Origin of the sequence: Pigmentiphaga litoralis (assembly GCF_048632615.1) — a bacterium.
GTDB classification, from domain to species: Bacteria; Pseudomonadota; Gammaproteobacteria; order Burkholderiales; family Burkholderiaceae_B; genus Pigmentiphaga; species Pigmentiphaga litoralis_B.
In genome coordinates this window covers 984,884-1,002,837 of sequence record NZ_CP184479.1, presented here as the reverse complement: position 1 = coordinate 1,002,837, position 17,954 = coordinate 984,884, and the positions used below count along the sequence as shown (strand labels likewise).

Annotated in this window: 21 protein-coding genes and 2 tRNA genes; 15 read left to right on the top strand and 8 right to left on the bottom strand. The window is 64.6% G+C overall.

From position 1 onward, the window contains the following. Window position 1: 1 nt before the first annotated feature. The 7 genes from ACNANG_RS04605 (at window position 2) to ACNANG_RS04575 (ending at window position 4,901) form a co-directional block, all read left to right on the top strand. On the top strand, window positions 2-820 hold the full coding sequence (locus ACNANG_RS04605) for a creatininase family protein (protein ID WP_420226183.1): 819 nt from the start codon (window positions 2-4) through the stop codon (window positions 818-820). Then, entirely contained in the window at window positions 817-1,701 is an 885-nt protein-coding gene (locus ACNANG_RS04600; RefSeq protein ID WP_420226182.1) for an ABC transporter ATP-binding protein, read from the top strand. The genes ACNANG_RS04605 and ACNANG_RS04600 overlap by 4 nt, the downstream gene beginning before the upstream one ends. Continuing rightward, complete coding sequence (locus ACNANG_RS04595) at window positions 1,691-2,464, top strand: cysteine hydrolase family protein (protein WP_420226181.1); 774 nt, start codon at window positions 1,691-1,693, stop codon at window positions 2,462-2,464. Before ACNANG_RS04600 ends, ACNANG_RS04595 begins: the two co-directional genes overlap by 11 nt. Continuing rightward, window positions 2,461-2,901 (top strand): cupin domain-containing protein, encoded by a 441-nt coding sequence (locus tag ACNANG_RS04590; protein WP_420226180.1) that lies wholly within the window; start codon window positions 2,461-2,463, stop codon window positions 2,899-2,901. Before ACNANG_RS04595 ends, ACNANG_RS04590 begins: the two co-directional genes overlap by 4 nt. Window positions 2,902-3,047: 146 nt before the next feature. Next, window positions 3,048-4,121 carry a DNA topoisomerase IB gene (locus ACNANG_RS04585; RefSeq protein ID WP_420226179.1) on the top strand — a complete coding sequence of 358 codons (1,074 nt, stop codon included), beginning with the start codon at window positions 3,048-3,050 and terminating at the stop codon, window positions 4,119-4,121. 79 nt (window positions 4,122-4,200) lie between these two features. After that, entirely contained in the window at window positions 4,201-4,776 is a 576-nt protein-coding gene (locus ACNANG_RS04580) for a type 1 glutamine amidotransferase domain-containing protein (protein ID WP_420226178.1), read from the top strand. Between the two features lie 48 nt (window positions 4,777-4,824). Next, window positions 4,825-4,901: transfer RNA gene (locus tag ACNANG_RS04575), tRNA-Arg, on the top strand. Here the strand turns inward: ACNANG_RS04575 and ACNANG_RS04570 are convergent. After that, the gene (locus ACNANG_RS04570; RefSeq protein WP_420226177.1) at window positions 4,889-6,166 is read right to left on the bottom strand and encodes an alpha/beta hydrolase family esterase; all 1,278 of its coding nucleotides are present in this window, start codon (window positions 6,164-6,166) and stop codon (window positions 4,889-4,891) included. The two genes, ACNANG_RS04575 and ACNANG_RS04570, sit on opposite strands and share 13 nt — an antisense overlap. Window positions 6,167-6,460: 294 nt before the next feature. Here ACNANG_RS04570 and ACNANG_RS04565 point away from each other — a divergent pair, with 294 nt between their 5' ends. Beyond that, window positions 6,461-6,727: a hypothetical protein gene (locus tag ACNANG_RS04565; RefSeq protein WP_420226176.1), complete on the top strand. Its 267-nt coding sequence runs from the start codon at window positions 6,461-6,463 to the stop codon at window positions 6,725-6,727. A gap of 110 nt (window positions 6,728-6,837) precedes the next feature. Here ACNANG_RS04565 and ACNANG_RS04560 read toward each other — a convergent pair whose 3' ends face one another. Beyond that, a complete protein-coding gene (locus ACNANG_RS04560; RefSeq protein WP_420226175.1) occupies window positions 6,838-7,113 on the bottom strand; it encodes a hypothetical protein in 276 nt (91 codons plus the stop codon). Window positions 7,114-7,658: 545 nt separating this feature from the next. Here ACNANG_RS04560 and ACNANG_RS04555 point away from each other — a divergent pair. The 3 genes from ACNANG_RS04555 (at window position 7,659) to ACNANG_RS04545 (ending at window position 9,040) form a co-directional block, all read left to right on the top strand. Then, entirely contained in the window at window positions 7,659-7,862 is a 204-nt protein-coding gene (locus ACNANG_RS04555) for a cold-shock protein (protein ID WP_179590344.1), read from the top strand. Window positions 7,863-8,181: 319 nt separating this feature from the next. Further along, window positions 8,182-8,257: transfer RNA gene (locus tag ACNANG_RS04550), tRNA-His, on the top strand. Window positions 8,258-8,668: 411 nt separating this feature from the next. After that, entirely contained in the window at window positions 8,669-9,040 is a 372-nt protein-coding gene (locus tag ACNANG_RS04545) for a response regulator (protein ID WP_420226174.1), read from the top strand. 136 nt (window positions 9,041-9,176) lie between these two features. Here ACNANG_RS04545 and ACNANG_RS04540 read toward each other — a convergent pair whose 3' ends face one another. Continuing rightward, on the bottom strand, window positions 9,177-9,587 hold the full coding sequence (locus ACNANG_RS04540) for a hypothetical protein (protein ID WP_420226173.1): 411 nt from the start codon (window positions 9,585-9,587) through the stop codon (window positions 9,177-9,179). Between the two features lie 109 nt (window positions 9,588-9,696). Here ACNANG_RS04540 and ACNANG_RS04535 point away from each other — a divergent pair, with 109 nt between their 5' ends. The 4 genes from ACNANG_RS04535 (at window position 9,697) to ACNANG_RS04520 (ending at window position 12,226) form a co-directional block, all read left to right on the top strand. Beyond that, window positions 9,697-10,422 (top strand): Crp/Fnr family transcriptional regulator, encoded by a 726-nt coding sequence (locus tag ACNANG_RS04535; RefSeq protein ID WP_420226172.1) that lies wholly within the window; start codon window positions 9,697-9,699, stop codon window positions 10,420-10,422. Then, window positions 10,307-10,690, top strand: a complete 384-nt coding sequence (locus ACNANG_RS04530) for a GGDEF domain-containing protein (protein ID WP_420226171.1) — start codon at window positions 10,307-10,309, stop codon at window positions 10,688-10,690. The genes ACNANG_RS04535 and ACNANG_RS04530 overlap by 116 nt, the downstream gene beginning before the upstream one ends. Before the next feature lie 208 nt (window positions 10,691-10,898). Beyond that, complete coding sequence (locus ACNANG_RS04525) at window positions 10,899-11,453, top strand: PIN domain-containing protein (RefSeq protein ID WP_420227451.1); 555 nt, start codon at window positions 10,899-10,901, stop codon at window positions 11,451-11,453. After that, complete coding sequence (locus ACNANG_RS04520) at window positions 11,450-12,226, top strand: ZIP family metal transporter (protein WP_420226170.1); 777 nt, start codon at window positions 11,450-11,452, stop codon at window positions 12,224-12,226. The genes ACNANG_RS04525 and ACNANG_RS04520 overlap by 4 nt, the downstream gene beginning before the upstream one ends. 117 nt (window positions 12,227-12,343) lie before the next feature. Here ACNANG_RS04520 and ACNANG_RS04515 read toward each other — a convergent pair whose 3' ends face one another. The 5 genes from ACNANG_RS04515 to ACNANG_RS04495 all read right to left on the bottom strand — a co-directional run bounded on the left by ACNANG_RS04515 (window position 12,344) and on the right by ACNANG_RS04495 (window position 17,863). Then, window positions 12,344-14,017 (bottom strand): Na/Pi cotransporter family protein, encoded by a 1,674-nt coding sequence (locus tag ACNANG_RS04515; protein WP_420226169.1) that lies wholly within the window; start codon window positions 14,015-14,017, stop codon window positions 12,344-12,346. A gap of 67 nt (window positions 14,018-14,084) precedes the next feature. Beyond that, complete coding sequence (locus tag ACNANG_RS04510) at window positions 14,085-14,867, bottom strand: 3-hydroxybutyrate dehydrogenase (protein WP_420226168.1); 783 nt, start codon at window positions 14,865-14,867, stop codon at window positions 14,085-14,087. Between the two features lie 52 nt (window positions 14,868-14,919). Continuing rightward, window positions 14,920-15,921, bottom strand: coding sequence for an LLM class flavin-dependent oxidoreductase (locus tag ACNANG_RS04505; protein WP_420226167.1), 1,002 nt, complete (start codon window positions 15,919-15,921; stop codon window positions 14,920-14,922). Between the two features lie 72 nt (window positions 15,922-15,993). Next, window positions 15,994-16,956 carry a sulfurtransferase gene (locus tag ACNANG_RS04500; protein ID WP_420226166.1) on the bottom strand — a complete coding sequence of 321 codons (963 nt, stop codon included), beginning with the start codon at window positions 16,954-16,956 and terminating at the stop codon, window positions 15,994-15,996. A 67-nt stretch (window positions 16,957-17,023) separates the two neighbouring features. Continuing rightward, window positions 17,024-17,863, bottom strand: a complete 840-nt coding sequence (locus tag ACNANG_RS04495; protein ID WP_420226165.1) for a DMT family transporter — start codon at window positions 17,861-17,863, stop codon at window positions 17,024-17,026. Window positions 17,864-17,954: the final 91 nt, after the last annotated feature.

The window sequence follows — 17,954 nt, the reverse complement described above, 5'->3', positions numbered from 1 at the left end:
CATGTCCGCTGTCATCAAGTCCGGTTTTCCCCGCCGCCAGTGGGTTGACATGACGACCGAGGAATTCGCGGCGCTGACCCCCGACACCGTCGCGGTGCTGCCCGTGGCCGCGATCGAGCAGCACGGCCCGCATCTGCCGGTATTCGTGGACGCCTGCATCAATGCCGGCGTGGTCGAACGCACGCTCAAGCTCCTGCCCGACGATCTGCCCGTCACGTTCCTGCCGGCCCAGACCATCGGCAAGTCGAATGAACACCAGGCCTTTCCCGGCACGCTGACCTTGCGTGCCGAGACCCTGATCCAGCTCTGGACCGACATTGCCGAAAGCGTGTATCGCGCCGGCATCCGCAAGCTGGTGCTGTTCAACTCGCATGGCGGCCAGCCGCAGGTCATGGACATCGTGGCGCGCGATCTGCGCGTGCGGCTGGACATGTTCGTGGTGACGGCGGCGACCTGGAGCTTCGGTTCGGTGCCCGATCAGTATCCGCCCGACGAAAAGACCTATGGCATTCATGGCGGGTCCAGCGAGACGTCCATGATGCTGGCGCTGCGTCCCGACCTGGTGCGCCTGGACAAGGCGCAGAACTTCAAGCCGCTCGGCATCGAGCTGGCGCAGGAATATCGGTACCTGAATGCCGAAGGCCGCGTAGGCTTCGGCTGGCAGACGCAGGACCTGCATCCGGCCGGCGCCTGCGGCAACGCGCTCGACGCCGATCCCGAGCGCGGCAATCAGAGCCTGGATCACGCGGCGCGCGGTTTCGCGACGCTGCTGCAGGAAGTCCATCGTTATCCCCTGGATCGCATGAGGTCCCGCGCATGATTTCCGTCGTCCCGACCCTGGCCGCCGTGACTACCGCGGCCCCGCATGCCCCGCATGTTCCCGTATCGACCAAGCCGCTGGTGCGTCTGCGCGGCGTCGACAAGGTCTACGCCAACGGCACGCTGGCCGTGCAGAACCTGAATCTGGACATCCGGGCCAACGAATTCATCAGCCTGCTGGGCCCGTCGGGCTGCGGCAAATCCACGGCGCTGCGGATGATTGCCGGCCTGGGCGAACACAGCCGCGGCGAAATCGACTGGCCCACCGCCCGTTACGACGCGCGCGGCAAGCCCATCCGCGAGATCGGCTTCGTGTTCCAGGAACCGACCCTGATGCCCTGGGCCACGGTGTTCGACAACGTCTATCTGCCGCTGATGCTCAAAGACATTCCACGCGCCGAAGTCGTGGATCGTGTCAACGACACGCTCGACATGGTGGGCTTGCTCGCCTTTGCCAATTCGCATCCGCGCGAGCTGTCGGGTGGCATGAAGATGCGTGTGTCGATCGCCCGCGCGCTCGTCACCCAGCCCAAGCTGCTGTTGATGGACGAACCCTTTGCGGCACTGGATGAGATCACGCGGTCGAAGCTCAACAACGATCTGCTCGACATCTGGCAGCGCGCGCAATGTACCGTGGTCTTCGTCACGCACAGCATCTACGAAAGCGTCTACCTGTCCAATCGCATCGTGGTGCTGGCCGCCCGGCCGGGCCGCATGATCGGCGAATTGGCCGTGGACACGCCGTACCCGCGCACCAATGACTTCCGGCTCACGCCTGAATACATCGCGCATTGCCGCGCGGTGTCCGACATGCTGGACCTGGCCATGCATGGCGCCGCGCCCGCATCGACGCTTGCTTCGGATCTTTCGCATGCCGGCTAAGTCTTTTCCGTTGGGTTCATCGCCGCGCAATCAGTGGCAGGTCTCGCGTGAGTCGGCCAATCTGGTGCGGACGCCCGCCGCGCCGCAACCGGTCGCCTTCGCCGCCACGCCGCAAGCGCTGACCATTGACCTGCGCCGCACGGCGATCGTGGTCATCGACATGCAGAACGACTTCTGCCATCCGGACGGTTGGCTTGCGTCGATCGGCGTGGATGTCGCGCCGGCACGCGCGCCGATCGCGCCGCTGGCCAGGCTGTTGCCTGCCTTGCGCCAGGCCGACGTGCCCGTGGTGTGGGTCAATTGGGGTAACCGTCCTGACAAGCTGAACCTGAGCCCGTCGCTGCTGCACGTCTACAAGCCGGCAGGCGAGGGCGTCGGTCTGGGTGATCCCTTGCCGTCCAACGGGGCGCCGGTGCTGGAGGCGGGGTCGTGGGCCGCGGCCGTGGTGGATGAGATGACGCCCCAGTCCGGCGATATCGAGGTCGCCAAGTACCGCATGAGCGGCTTCTGGGATACGCCGCTCGATTCGATCCTGCGCAACCTGGGCGTGACGACCTTGCTGTTCGCGGGCGTCAATGTCGACCAGTGCGTGCTGTGCACGCTGCAGGACGCCAACTTTCTAGGCTACGACTGCGTGTTGCTCGACGACTGCTCGGCCACGACGTCGCCCGCCTTCTGTGCCGAAGCCACGCGCTACAACGTCAATCAATGTTTCGGCTTCGTCGCCGAGTCCACCGCCTTGCTGCAAGGGATGTCAGCATGAACGTGCCAGCAGCCATCAAGAAGTCCATGGGGGCCTGCCCGGCCTTCCGCATCTCGAGCGGGGACACCAACTACTTTGCCCTGGTGTTCGACCGGGAGGGAGAAGACTGCGACCTGGTCGCCGTGGTCGAAATCTTCGAACCCGGTGGCCGCACGCCGCCCAACGGCCACCTGCGTGCCCACGAAATGTTTTTCGTGCTGGAAGGGGAGGGCGACGCCTATGCCAACGGCGAATGCACCCGCATCGCCAAGGGCGACGCCTTGATGATCAAGCCAGGTACCGCCCACGCCATCGAAAACGTGGGCGCGGGCAAGCTGTATTGCCTGACGGTCATGGTGCCCGACGAGGATTTCGCGGCGCTGATCCGGTCCGGCATTCCGGTCAGGCTCCAGGAAGACGATCTGCGCGTCTTGGGCGGGCTGCGACACCTGGCCTGACGCACGACGGCCAGGCGCCCGTGCACTGAGCGGCGCCTTGCGCAGTTTTTGCCGGAGCCGCGCAGTTTTTTCACGTCCATGGCGCCGTGCGGCGGGTGGCCCATCAGGCAGTGCCCCTTGGCATGAAGCGTGCATAGGGGGTTGGCATGGATGACCTGCACCCGATCCCGAGTCAGCACGAGATTGCTGAGATCCCCGCCGACGCGGCCCTGCACTGCCAGGTTGGCGGGTTGACGTACGTCGATGACCGGCTGCCGGGCATCTCGCGCAAGATCGTCCGCAAGCACTTCCAGTATTTCGATCCCAGTGGCCGTCGCATTACCGACCAGGCCGAGGTCAAACGGATCAACGCGCTGGTGATTCCGCCGGCCTATACGAACGTATGGATTTGCCCGGACCCCGATGGCCATATCCAGGCAACCGGGCGGGACGCGCGCGGCCGCAAACAGTATCGCTATCATCCGCGCTGGCACGAGGTGCGAGACGCCAACAAGTACGAACAGCTGTCGGAATTCGGGCACGCCCTGCCGCGTATCCGCAAGCACGTCGATGCCAATCTGGCGGCCAGCGGCCTGTCGCAGGAAAAGGTCATGGCCGTCGTGGTGCGCCTGCTCGAGACGACCCTGATCCGCATCGGCACCAGCCGCTATGCCAAGGTGAATCGTTCGTACGGACTGACCACCATGCGCAGGCAGCATGCGTCGGTGCAGGGCGGACGCATCCGCTTCAAATTTCGCGGCAAGAGCGGTGTGGAGCACGACGTCACCCTCACCGACCGCCGAATCGCCAATATCGTCAAACGGTGCATGGAGATCCCAGGTCACGACCTGTTCCACTACCGGGATAACGACGGCGCCATCCGCCACATCGACTCCGGAACCGTCAACGCCTACCTGCGTGAAGTCGGCAAGGGGGAGTTCACGGCCAAGCACTTCCGGACCTGGGGCGGCTCGGTCATCGCACTGGCAGCCTTGCAGCGCATTCCCTTCACCAGCGCCGACGATGCCCGCAAGGTGGTCGTGGCCGTCATCAAGGACGTCGCCAAGCGCCTGGGCAATACCCCGGCGGTGTGCCGGTCCTGCTACATCCATCCGGCCATTATCGATGCCTATTTGCGAGGCGATCTGCCTGCGCCGCCCAAGCTTGCCAGTCCTCGGGGCCTGAGCATGGATGAGCGGCGGCTTTTGCATTTCCTGGAAAGTAGCAGCGCGGAAAGCTGACGGAGCCGTTGGGCATGGAAGTTGCGATTGTTGAGCTGCGTCACTCATCAATAGCATTGCCAACGGCAAGGAGAACCATATGGGATCGTCCCTGGAAGGTATTAGCGTCGCCGTTCTGGTCATGGACAACTTCGAACAGGTCGAGATGACCAGCCCACGCCAGGCGCTGGAAGCCGCCGGCGCCAAGGTGGTCGTCATATCCAAGGAAGCCGGTCAGGTGACCGGCATGAATCACGATGTGAAGGCCGATAGTTTCCCGGTCGACATGACCTTCGACGACGCGGACCCCGATCAATTCGCCGCCGTGGTGCTGCCCGGCGGCGTGTTCAATTCGGACACGATCCGCAGCGAAGCCGGCGCGCAGCGCTTCGTGCAGGACATCCATGAACAAGGCAAGCCGATCGCCGTGATCTGCCACGGCGCCTGGCTGCTGGTGTCGGCTGGGCTGGTGGACGGAAAGAACATGACCAGCTGGCCATCGTTGCAGGACGACATCCGCAATGCGGGTGGCGACTGGATGGACGAAGAAGTCGTGCTCGATGGCAACCTCATCAGCAGCCGCAAACCGGACGATCTGCCGGCCTTCAATGCCAAGCTGATCGAAGCGCTGGGCGCCAGTCAGGCGCAGATTCCGGCAGCAGGCATGCCCACCTGATCGGTTGCCTGCCCGGGGGATACGATACAATTCCGGCCTTCCGCAGATCTGCCCTTAGCTCAGTTGGATAGAGCAACAGCCTTCTAAGCTGTGGGTCGGGGGTTCGATTCCCTCAGGGCAGGCCACCGCTTCGTTCCGCCGTCGCGCCTTCGCGGCGGTGCGATCTGAAAAACCGCCACAGCAGCGCCGACGCATCCGGCCCCCGCTTTGCATGAAAGCGATGCGCAGGGTCTCCACCGGCCCACGCGTGATCCAGCTGCGCGATTTCGCACACCCGCACCACCGTCTTGCTGCCCCGCCGGTAGTCCAGGCGCCGATACGCATCGGGCGTCGCTACGGCAAGCTCGGTCGTCAGCGGCGTCTCGTTGTCCATCCCGTTCACGTGCAGGAACTGTTTCGTCAGCTGTTCCGCATTGCGTGGCGCCACGACGGGATCCCGCATGCCTTGCAGGATCAGCGCCGGCAGGGCAGCGTCGTCTTGCAGGCGTCCCCGACGGGTATTCGCCCCCAGCACCCCGGCCAGCAGGGTCAACGGGTCGCGCAATGTTCCGCGCCGCATGGTGCTCAACCCCGCCGACGTGCTGCTTGCCGCGCCAATGACCGCGCCCGAATGCATGGCCACCGCGGCAAATCGATGCGCATGGCGCAAGGCGACCAGGGCCGCCATCCCGGCCCCCGCCGACATGCCCGCCACGTAGCGCCGTTCAGGATCCAGTCGGTATTGCTGAGTTACGCTGTCTGCAAGGTTGGCAATGGCGTCCGCTTCCGCCGCACCCACACCGGCTTCAGGCTGGAACCAGCGCCAGCACCGATGGGATTGGGCCCCGCGCGATTGCTGGGGATAGAGCACGGCAAAGCCCTCGCGCTCGGCAAGCCGGTTCATGCGGGTTCCTGCCGCAAGATCGCTTGCGCTCTGGCTGCAGCCGTGGAGCATGACGATGAGCGGAAGGCCCGCTGCGGGACGGCTGGATGGCAGGTAGACGAAATAGTCCAGACGCCCGATCAGTTCGCCCTGCATGGGCGGCGTGGAGAATGCGCCCGCCACCCAGCTACCTGTTGCGGCCGAGGCGACGGCAGGCACTCCCCGCCGCACGCTGCGCTGCAGGGGCGAGGCCGACAGCGCGCCCTGAGTGAGCGCAGCACTGCCCGCCTTCGTAGCGCCAGCTACCGGGCCACCCACGCGGCGTTTGCGTGGAGAGGCGGGTACGGCCCCGGTACCGGCCTTGGCGGCGGTGGACTTGGACGTGGCGGTTTTCAGCGTTTTGGCATGGGCGGCTGCTGTCTGTGTCGCCGTGGTCGTAGCAAGCTTCAAGGCACGACGTTGCAGCCGCGCGATGCCCGTGGCGGCGTCGAGCATCAGTCGTGTCAGTGAGCGGCTTTTTCTGGCCATGGAAGATTCCGTAGATCGGCGCCAGGGCGGCGTGACCTCCATTGTCTGCCATCCCACGGCAAATGGTGCGCTGCGGTGACCAACGGACACCATGGCCCGTCGCCGCCACGACCGGACCAAAGGCGTAAGGATTTGTCTTGATGGGCGGTGCACGATCTGCGTGGCACGATCGGGCCGTTCCCATCATCCGGGGGTGTCGTCCCCCAGGCGGTGACCGATCACCGCCCACGGCCTGCGATTCTGGCGCTCCACTCCGGTCCGCCAATCGCATGCCGCGTTTGAAAGGAGTGAATCATGTCGCATGGCGCAGGCGAAACCTATAAAGGATATTTCATCAAGACCGTAGCCCGGCCAGTCAACCCGCACAGTTCGGTCTCGGTGCTGTTCGAAGGCTCGGCCAGCGTGTCGCAAGACCCGGATGCCGCCTACGAAGACATCCTGCCGGAATCGCACATTGGCGAAGACCAGGTCTTTGGCACCGAATTCGAGGCGCATCGCCACGCGGAACGTGCCGCACGCAAATTCATCGATGGCCTGAAGCACGAGACAGAGCGCGCCTGAACGCGCGGCTTTGACAAGAATCGCTGCTCCTGCCGTCAGGGTCGGCAGATAGCAAAAGGGCGGGCCGATATGCATCGGCCCGCCCTTATACCTTCAGTCAAACGAACGGACTATCGTTCGTTAGGTTGGCGTGCGCCACCCTGCTGGTTGTTGCCGGCCTGCTGGGACCGCTGATTCTGCTGGTCCTGCTGGTCATTGCGACGCGATGCGTCCTGATTGGCCTGGTTGCCCTGTCTGCCTTGCTCGCCCTGGCGCGCTGCGCCGGACTGCTGGCCGTGCTGGGAACCCGTGTTGGCTTGCTGTTGCGGCTGTTGCTGGTTCGATGGATTGGCCGCGCTCTGGGCGTTTTGGCCTTGGTTGCGTTGCTGGTCAGAGGTCTGCTTCATTTATCGTCTCCAAATGCTAGGATTTTCCCTAGGGTATGGTTTGGAAAGCCCGAAGGGACGTGGCGTTTGCCACGGTTTTCCTTGCAGCAAATGATGTGCCGGGACTGCTCACCCAGTGCATTATCTTCAGCGTCGCGCATCTGCCCAGACAGCCAATCGGTAAATTGCGGCAGCCTTGCGTAAATTCTGTGCGTTTAATTGCCCATGGCTAGGGAAAACACGAACGTTTTGGTGCCATCCTTGGGATAAGTCCTGCAAAATCAAGCACTTGGATTCGTCTCAAATACCACTTGTGGCGACTACTTAAAAAAAGCGAAAAGCGCTTGATGTTTTTCTTGGACATTGTTGTACAGTAGCGGTACGCAAACGCAAACCTGTTGACGGCAAGGCCTCCTAGCCCCATAGTCGATTGGCAAGATTTTCAAGTGACGCGGTTTTGTTCAGTGTGGTTGCCTTTAACGGTACTTCAGTTGGCCTATTGCCCTTCCTTGATTTCTTCTTGCGGTTCCGAGCATTTGCTCACCTAAACTTCAAGGAAGTACAGCATGGCCACAGGCATCGTTAAATGGTTCAACGACGACAAAGGTTTCGGGTTCATCATGCCCGATGACGGCGGCAAAGACCTTTTCGCCCACTTTTCGGAAATCCAAGCAGAAGGTCGCAAGACGCTGCTGGAAAACCAAAAGGTGAGCTTCGAGGCCACCCAAGGTCCCAAGGGCCCGCAAGCCTCCAAGATCCGCCCGCTGTAAGCTTGTAGTCGTCAGCCCTGCGCTGTCGGCGCTGGTCCGCAAGGTCCGGTTGCTCTACCAGTCGTCGGTCCAAAAAGCTCCTTCGGGGGCTTTTTGTCATTGTGGACGTCAGTGGTCGCTGGCGTGACGGGAGCAAGCAGGGCGGGTATCGTGATCGCGGCTGCCTGATTTTGCCCTTGCCGCGCCGAATTTCACGTCCGCTTTGCCAAGCGCATGAAAGTTGGCTAGAATGTCGTTCTTCGCTGCTGCAGCCCATTCGGGAAGCACGTGAAGTCAGGCTGAACCGGCAGGTTCAACTTGGTAGTCTGTTTTTTCGGTGGTGACTGTAGCTCAGTCGGTAGAGTCCCGGATTGTGATTCCGGTTGTCGTGGGTTCGAGCCCCATCAGTCACCCCACCCCTTCCTTCCCCTTGTTTTTCTCCTGCTTCGTCGTGGCGCTTGCCGCAGATGCCTTCACGCTGCGCGTGTCGCGCGCGTCATAATTTCAGGCGAAGGTAATTACCGCCGCGGCGATATCCCTGCTTGATACCGGGTGCAAGGCCGTGCGACGCGCGCACGTTGCGGTTGTGTCCGATGGTTGCCGCAACTGCAAAATGGCGATGGCGCGCCTGCACGCAATGATCGAAGTGGTTAAGATGGCGCCTGCGTTGACGGGGACTTCCGTTGGCGCCTCGCGCTGACGATTCCATTCCGGTTTCGGGGGCGCGAATGCGCTGCACTGCAGCGTTCCAACGCGGTGCGACAGGTATGGATCTTGCATTTTCCTTGCGCGCGCCCGCCGCGGCGTGTCATTCGAGGAGATGGGATTTGAATCAGGCTTTACCCCGCCGTGTGCTGATCGTCGACAATTATGTCAGCGCCGCGGAAGCGCTCGCGGAAGCGTGCAGCGATCATCATGATGTGCGTTTCGTCGGCGGCGGTTCGGCCGCGATGGAAATGGCGCTGTCGTGGCGTCCCCGCGTGATGGTCCTGGATATCGACATGCCGGCCCCGAACGGCCTGGACGTGGCGACCATGATCCGCGAGACGTCCCACCTGGATCCCATCATGCTGATCGCCGTGACCGGGCGTGATGCCGCCTTCGACAGGGAAGAAGCCCTGGCGCACGGATTCGACAGTTATCTGACCAAACCGGTGGATGTGGACAGGTTGCTGACGCTGATCGCCAGCGCGGAATAAGCGCGGATAGACGGGATGGGATGCCCTGAAAGCCCGGGCGGCGCCGCAAGCCTGTAGGCGCGCTTGAAGGCTTGCACCCAACGGCCACGGTTCACGCGCGGCGCCGGTCGGGCGGTGACTGGCCGGGGGCGCCGACCTACAGCGCCGCCGCCTTGGCCGGCAGCTTGTTGGCCGGCGGCGCGGCAGCCGGGGCAGGGGCGTCCAACCGGGCCCGGCCACTGGGGAGCACCGGGGCGACTTCGGGCCGGATGACGGTCAGGTTGTTTTGCATCATGTAGTCGTTCATTTCGCGCCAGCCCAGAAAGATTGCGGCCTTGGGCATGTTGGGATTGAACGTATAACAATCTTCAAGTGCGCGGCCGGCCTGACGGCAGGCGCCACCGATGGCCTTGCCTTCCGCTTCCTTGCGGGCTTCGAGTTTGGACACCGGCTGCAGGCCGACATAGTCGCAACCCGCAAGGCAGCCCAGGGCGGTCAGGACGGCCAGCCGCGCGGCGGACTGGCGCAGCGGGCGTGCGATCGAACGCAGGATGGAAGTCTGGGACATGGCTAGGGCGGATATCGATGTCGTCATAGGGGCTATATCGGACGCGATAGCATGGAACTGTAGGGCCGCCTTCTCTAAACTTGTGCCAACCCTTGCCGATAAGTGAGTGATGCACCGTCATATCCCTCCTCACCTGCCCGCCGACGGCGCGCCAGGCAGCCTGACTCTTGAAGACTGGGACGCGCTTGCGCGTTCCGGGCTGTTTGCCGGCACCACCGCCGAACAACGGCTGCTGGTCGAACCCTTCGCGTGTACCCGGCACCTGGCTCATGGGGCCTTCCTGCTGCAGCCTGGCGAAGCCAACACCAACATCTACGTGCTGGTCGAAGGGCAGTTGGGCGCCTACCGCGACGCGGCCACCCAGCGCATGCTGGCGCGTTTCGTTCCAGGCGACGCCGTGGGGGAACATGCCCTGATCGGGCAGGATGGCGGCACGGTCTATGTGGCGGCGCAGTGGCCGTCGCGGCTGATCGTGCTGAACGCGGCTGCGCTGCGGACCGTGATCGATGCCGTGCCCCGCGTCGCCATCAATGTGCTCGACATGTTGAGCGAACGACTGCGGGCCATGAACCTTCGGCTGGAACCCGACGAACAGACCGAGTCCATGGATTTCATGGCGACCCACGATGCCGTCACCGGCCTGCACAACCGGCGCTGGATGTCGGACGCGTTCCAGTCCGAGATCGCGCAGTCCCAGCAGGGGGCAGCTGCTGCACCTGATGCTGATGGACATCGATCACTTCGATCGTTTCAACCAGGCATTGGGCCGCAATGCCGGCGATGCCATCTTGCGCCAGCTCGCCGACCTGATCCGGCAGGTGTTGCCAGGTATTGAAACGCTGGTGCGCGTGTCGGGCGACCGCTTCGCGGCGCTGTTGTCCGACGTCACCCTGAATGAAGCGGTGGCGGCATGCGACCGGCTGCGCAATCACATTGCCGGCCGGCAGTTCGCGCTGCGCGGGCACATCGCCACGCAGATCACCGTGTCGATCGGCATCACGCCCACCGGCACCGATCTGGATACGGCGCTTGGCAACGCCGCCATTGCCTTGGCGCGGGCCAAGGAACGTGGCCGCAACCTGGTCGAGTCCTTCCCTTCCTAGCCGTGGCGCGGCCCGACGGCCGCTGCCGGTGTATCCTTCGGGTCGGCTTCCAGCGGGGGAGCAGGGCGCTGCCGCGTCCTCTTGCCGCACCAATCTCTACAGGGTCACCGTGGTATCAGATTCCTCATCGACCGGGGCGCCGGTCCCGGCCGCGCTCGCGGCGGCGCGTCGTGCACCGCAATGCCTGGTGCTCGACGCGTGCGTGCTCATGTCGTCCATCTTGCGGCCTTTGCTGCTGGATGTGGCCGACGCCGGTTTTTTCAGCCCGATCTGGAGCGCGCGGATTGGCCAGGAATGGCGGCGCAACGCGGCGCGCATCTGGGCCGTCGCGCCCGAGCAGCTTGAAGCACAGTGGGCGGACATGACCGCGCGGTTTCCGGATGCCGACCCGGGCGACCTGAGCGCCTACGAAGCGGGCTTGCGCTACAGCGATGAAAAGGACTGGCACGTGATCGCCGCCGGGCTGGCCAGCCGCGCGCGCAGCGCCAGCCAGATGACACCCGAGGTACGGGTGCTGACCTGGAACCTGAAGGACTTCAACAAGGGCGAATTGAAGCGTCAGGGGCTGACGGCATGGGATCCGGACCGTCAGTTGTCGGCCTGGCTCGAGCAGTCGCCCGACCGCATGCTGCCACTGCTGTTGACCGTGCGGACGCACGCGCTGGCGCGGGGGCGCGACGAGCCGATCGCCCAGACCCTCAAACGGGAACGGCTGTTCCGCTGCGGCCGACTGCTGGCCGCGATGGAAGGAGTGGCGGCATGACGCTCGTCTATATCGTGCTGGCGACCCTGGTCAGTGGCGTGGTGTCGGCCCTGGTGGCCGGCTGGCTGGGCTTTCGCTACTTCTCGCGCTACCTGCATGAAATGGTCAGCTTTTCGGTCGGCGTCCTGCTGTCCGTGGCGCTGCTGCATACCTTGCCCGAAGCCTTCGAGTCCGACGCCGACACACGGACCCTGTTCGCCTTGCTGTTGGGTGGGCTGCTGATCTTCTTCATGCTGGAAAAGGTGGCGGTGCTGCGGCACAACCACCATCACGAGCATGACGGGCACCACCACCCGGCCGGGCACGACGCCCACGAAGCCGGTCGCGGCGGGATGGCCGTGCTCGTAGGGGACGGCCTGCACAATTTCTGCGACGGCATCCTGATCGCCGCTGCCTTCCTGGCCGATCCGAAGCTGGGCGTGCTGACCGCGCTGTCGATCGCCGCGCACGAGGTGCCGCAGGAGCTGGGTGACTTCATCATTCTGGTCAACGCCGGGCTGGCCCGCAAACGCGCGCTGCTGTTCAATGTGCTGTCCAGCATGATGGCGATCCTGGGCGGCGTGCTCGGCTATTTCCTGCTGGAAGGCTCGCAAGCCCTGCTGCCGTATGTGCTGGTGGTGGCGGCAAGCAGCTTCATTTACATTGCCGTGGCAGATCTGATGCCGCAGATGCAGAAGCGAACCAGCCTGCGCGACAGCCTGCCGCAGTTCGTGCTGGTGGGGGCGGGCGTCGGCATCGTGTACACGCTAACGGTGGTATTCCACGCGCATTGATCGTACGCAGGGCGGGCAGCGCTGATGGTCTTGCGCGAGCTCAAGCCGCCGGCGCTTCGCTCAGGCGCCAGCACCTCCCTCAAGCGCCAGCACCTCCCTCAGGCGCCAGCACCTCCCTCAAGCCGCCGGCGCCTCTTCTTCCGGCCGCACGCGCGTCGTCAGCAATTCACCGTGATGTTCCAGCACCGGATAGGCCGCGGCGGCCACCAGGTGCGTATTGACCCGTCGCAGGTCACGCAGGACATCCAGATGCATGCCACTGGTTTCGGAACTGTCGATGCGGCCGGCGCGCAGCCGGACGAAGTGGGCGCGGGTGGCCTCGGTTTCCAACTGGCGAAACACGTCTTTTTCGGCCGCCAGCATGCGCGCGGCCCGGGCGTCATCGGTCATGAACAGGGACGCCGCCAGCTGCAGATTGGTCGACAGCCTGTCCAGCATGGCCGTCATCTCCGCCTGCCCCTCGGGTGAAAACCGCAGGCCGCGCTTGAGCCGCTTGGTGGCCTGCGCCAGCAGATTCTTCTCGATCACATCGCCGGCGTGCTCCATGTTGGTGATGAAGGCGATGATCTCGCCCGCGCGCCGCCGGTCATCGGCCGTCATCTCGTCCGGATCCAGGGCCGACACGTAGGTCTTGATGGCGGTATTGAGCCGATCCAGCACGTCATCCTGGCGCTTGCCTTCAGCGATACGGTTGCGATCCCCTTTGGTGAAGGCATCGCGGGTGAAAGTCAGCATGCTTTGCAGGGTGTCCGCCATCCGCAGGGCTTCGCGGGCTGCATGGCCCAATGCTACGATGGGCATTTCGCGAGCCGCGCTGTCCAGATACCGAGGGCGGCCAGGGTCCGACATGTCTTCGTTCGCCGGCAGCCAGCGCCGCAGCAGCCGGGCATAGGGCGTCAGCAACGGCAGGCACAGCACGGCCAGGCCGACATTGAACAAGGTGTGGAAGTTGGCGACCGCCCGCGCATGACTGCCGCCCAGCGCGCTGACCCAGGGCTGGATCACGCCCAGCAGCGACAGAACGATCACCGCGCCGACGCCGCGCACGACAAAATTACCAAGCGGAAGCCGTCGAGCGACCGGGTCGTCTTTTGCCGCGCCTTCCAGCAGCGGATTGATGGCGGTGCCGAGGTTGGCGCCCAGAACAAGCGCGAATGCCGTATCGGGCGGCACGATGCCCTGCGTCGCCAGAGACATGACCAGCACCACCACCGCCACGCTCGAATGCGCGGCCCAGGCCAGGATGGCGGCGATCGCCATGGCCAGCCCGGTCTGCGACGACAGCGCGCGCAGGCCGGTGCGCAAGGCGGGCAGGTCACGGTAGGGTTCGAGCAGGCCAACCAGCAGGTGCAACGACAAAAGCAGCAGACCCAGCCCGATCATCACGCGGCCAAGGTCGCGCGTCATGCTGGCATGGCTGCGGCGGAACATGACGACGCCGATCAACACCAGGACGGGCGCGATCGGAGAAATGTCGAAGGACAGCAGTTGCACGATCAGCGTCGTGCCCACATTGGCGCCGAGCATGGCGCCCAGCGCGGGCACCAAGCCGACCAGGCCGCTGGCCGCGAAGCCCGCCACCATCAGGCCCGTGGCCGTACTGCTTTGCAGGATGGCCGTCACGCCCATGCCCGCTAGAAATCCGTAGAAACGATTGGCCAGCGCAATGCCGAGCGCCGTGCGCAGGCGTGGCCCGAAGGCGCGCTGGATGCCGGTCTGCACCATGTGGACGCCCCACAGCAGCAGCGCCACATAGCCGGCCAGGTCAAGCAAGGTGATCAGAATAGTCATTGAACCGTCAATCGGCGCGCGCCGTCATCACTCCTTGAAAATCGTTGCAACAGGCCGGGCCTGTGCCTCAGTGCATATACCAGCCGTGGCTGACGACGAACGATTGTCCGGTGAACGCGGCCGACGGGAAGGTGGCCAGGAACAGCACGGTGTCCGTCACGTCCTGCAGCGTCGTGAATTCGCCGTCGACCGTATTGCCCAGCATGACCTTGCTAATCACCTCGGCTTCGCTGATGCCCAGGCTGGCGGCCTGTTCGGGAATCTGCTTGTCCACCAGCGGCGTGCGCACGAAGCCCGGGCACACCACATGGGACCGCACGTTGTGCGGAGCGCCTTCTTTCGCCAGCACGCGGTTCAGGCCGAGCAGGCCATGCTTGGCGGTCACGTAGGCGGACTTGAGCGGGGAAGCCAGGTGCGAATGGACCGAGCCGGTGTAGATCACGATGCCGCCGCGATCGTCTTTGTACATGTGCTTGAGAGCCGCCTTGGTCGTCAGGAACGCGCCATCCACGTGGATCGCCATGACCTTTTTCCAGTCCGCATAGGCAAACTCGTGGATGGGCGCCACCACCTGGATCCCCGCGTTCGAGATCAGGATGTCGATGCTGCCATACGCATCCACGACTTGCTGCGTGCCTGCTTCCACGACCGCTTCATCGGTGACGTCAATCGCGACTCCCATCGCTTTGCCGCCGGCGGCTTCCAGTTCGGCCGCCACGGCCTGCGCCGCGGCGAGATTGATGTCGGCAATGGCGACCGCCGCGCCAGCCTTGCTCAGGCCAATCGCGATGTCCTTGCCGATACCGCTGGCGCCGCCAGTCACAATGGCGACTTTTCCCTGAAGCTGCATGGTGGTGTTCCTTGGTTGAAGAATGGAATGGAGTGCTGCGCCGCCGGGGCGGTCAGTCGGCCAGCGCCTCGGCAACGAGTGCGTAGCTGCGCACCCTGGCCGCGTGGTCGTGAATGGTGGACGTAATGACCAGTTCTTCGGCCTGGGTGGCCGCCGCAAGCGCGCCCAGCGATTCACGCAACTGGTCGGGGCTGCCGATGTGGATGCGGCTGCGGTTGTACTGACGCAGGCTTTCTTCCTGCGGGCTGTAGCGGTAGGCCAGGGCCTCTTCGACGCTGGGCACCGGTTCGCCACGGCGGCCGCTGCGCGTGCGCATCATGGTCAGGTCGGCCGTGGCGGCCAGTCGCATGGCTTCTTCGGCCGTCTCGGCGCAGATGACCGACACGCCCAGCATGGCTTTCGGATACTGCCCCAGGGCCGAGGCACGGAAGCGGTCGCGGTACAGGTGCATGGCTTCGCGCGCGTGCTCCGCCACGATGTGATGGGCGTAGACGAAGCCCAGGCCATTGGCCGCGGCCACCTGGGCGCCGTAGGTGCTCGATCCCAGGATCCAGAGCGGCGGGCAGGCTACCCCCATCGGCGCGGCGCGCACGCGGGCATGCGGATGGCCCTCGGGCATGACGTCTTTCAGGTAGCCGACCAGATCGGCCAGTTGCTGCGGAAAGTTGTCGCTGTCGTCGGCATTGCGCCGCAATGCGCTGGCGGTGATCGGGTCCGTGCCCGGCGCGCGGCCCAGGCCCAGGTCGATCCGGGTCGGAAACATGGCTTCAAGCATGCGGAACAGTTCCGCGACCTTGAGCGAACTGTGATTGGGCAGCATGATCCCGCCCGAACCCACCCGCAGCGTCGACGTCGCGGCGGCCGCGCGGGCGATCAGCAATTCAGGGGCCGAGCAGGCCAGCATCGCCGTGTTGTGATGCTCGGCGAACCAGTAGCGGTGATAGCCGAAAGTTTCGACCGCCTGGGCCAGGGCAATGCTGTTGGCGATGGCATCGGACGGCGTGAAGCCCGAGGGCACCGGGCACAGATCGAGTACGGAAAGCTTGAGCGACATGGGGCAGAGCCATTCGACAGGGATGCAGAGAGTGTGAACCCGCTGTGGTTTTCCCGCAACCCGAGAGCCGTGTCAGGGCGTTGCGCCGATCGCCACCGGCCGGCCTGGGTCGGCGCACCATTCGCTCCATGACCCCGGGTAGAGCGCCGAGCCGTTCAAACCGGCGTGTTCCATGGCCAGGATGTTGTGGCAGGCGGATACCCCCGACCCGCATTGGTGGATCACCTTGTCCGCCGACACCTGGCCGAGCAGGGCGGCGAATTCCTGTTTCAGGGCGGCGGCCGGCTTGAAGGTGCCGTCGGCCTGCAGGTTCTCCTGAAAGGGGCGATTCAGCGCGCCGGGAATGTGTCCCGCCACCGGGTCCAACGGTTCGGTTTCGCCGCGATAGCGAGCGCCCGCACGCGCGTCAATGACCGTCGCGGCGCGTGTGCGCAGGTTCGCCAGCATGTCTTGCGTGTTGACGGTAGGCGCCAGGCGCGGACGTGCAGCGCCCGACGACATGAGGGACTGCGCGCCGGCCTGTGCAACGGGGGCATCGGCGCTGCCCGGCAGCGTTTCGCTGCTCGCCGCCTGATCTTGCTGGCCCTGCGCCAGGTCCGCCTGGGCGATCGCATGGCTTTCTCCCGGGCCGTCATCGACCGGAAAGCCGCCGGCTTCCCATGCCTTGAATCCGCCATCGAGCACCGCCACGCCTGCGTGCCCCAGCCAGCGCAGCATCCACCAGAAGCGGCCCGCGGATTGGCCCGTGTGGTCATCGTGCACGATGACCTGGGTATCGGGGCCGATGCCCAGTTGCGCCACCAGCTTGCGGAAGACATCGGGATCGGGAAGGGGGTGCCGCCCGTTCTGGCCGGTATGGCGGCCGGCCAACTGGGTATCCAGGTCGACGAAGCGCGCGCCGGGGATCCGCGAGCGGGCATGCGCGTCACGCCCGTGGGCCGGGTTCATGAGATCGTGACGGCTGTCGATGACGAGCCAGTTGGGCTGGCCCAGATGGGCGGCCAGTTCCTTGGCGGAAATCAGGGTGGTGAACATGACGCTTCCTTGGCGGGAGGAGATGGGCGCCAGGCGCGTCGACAAATGCGGATCTGAAGATAGGGACTTATCTGGACGCAGCCGGCACCGCCATCGTACGCCAGGTCGACACCAGTCCGGCGGCAGCGATCAGGACAATGCCGAACCACGCAAAGCCGTCGGGCGAGTCGTTCCAGAACAGGAAACCCAGCAACACCGAAAACGGGATGGTCGCGTATTGCAGCACCGCCGACAGGGCGGCCGATCCCTGGCTGAACGCGCGTGTCATCGCGAACTGGCCTAGGAGGCCGCTCAGGCCCACGCCCAGCAGCAGCGCCCAGCCGCTCCAGGACGGCGCCACCCAGCCGGTGGCTGCCGTTGCCGCGCCGCCGGTCAGCACCGTGCTCAGCGAAAAGAACAGCACGATGCGCCATTCGGCTTCCCCCGCGCGGCCCAGGCTGCGCACCTGCATCACGGCCAGCGCAGTGGCGCCGCCAGCCAGCAGGCCCAGCAACGACGCCAGCCACTGCGCGTTGTCGACATCGGGCCGCAGGATCGCGATGACGCCCACGAACCCCAACACCACGGCGAACAGGCGCAGGCGGTCTTCGCGCAGGCTGCCCTGGAACATCATCCAGGCCGCAATGAATAGCGGAGACGTGTAGTTGAGGGTGATGGCGGTGGCCAGGGGCAGCCGCGACATGGCGTAGAACGACAGGCAGATCGAGGCCACGCCCGCGATGTTGCGCATGACGTGGGACCGCCAGGTGGCCGGGATGATGGGTTTGCCTGCCCACAGCGCCCAGCCCAGGATGCCGATGGCTGTGGGAACGCCGCGGAAAAGAATGATCTGGGACAGCGGAACTTCGGTCGACACCAGTTTGACGAACATGGACATGATCGCGAACATCAGGGAGGCGAACAACATCCAGAGTGCTTGCATTGGCGTGGGCGGAAAAAGTCGTGGAGCGGAAAGATCGGACGATTGTAGCCCCGTACAAGGGTATCTACGGGGGAAC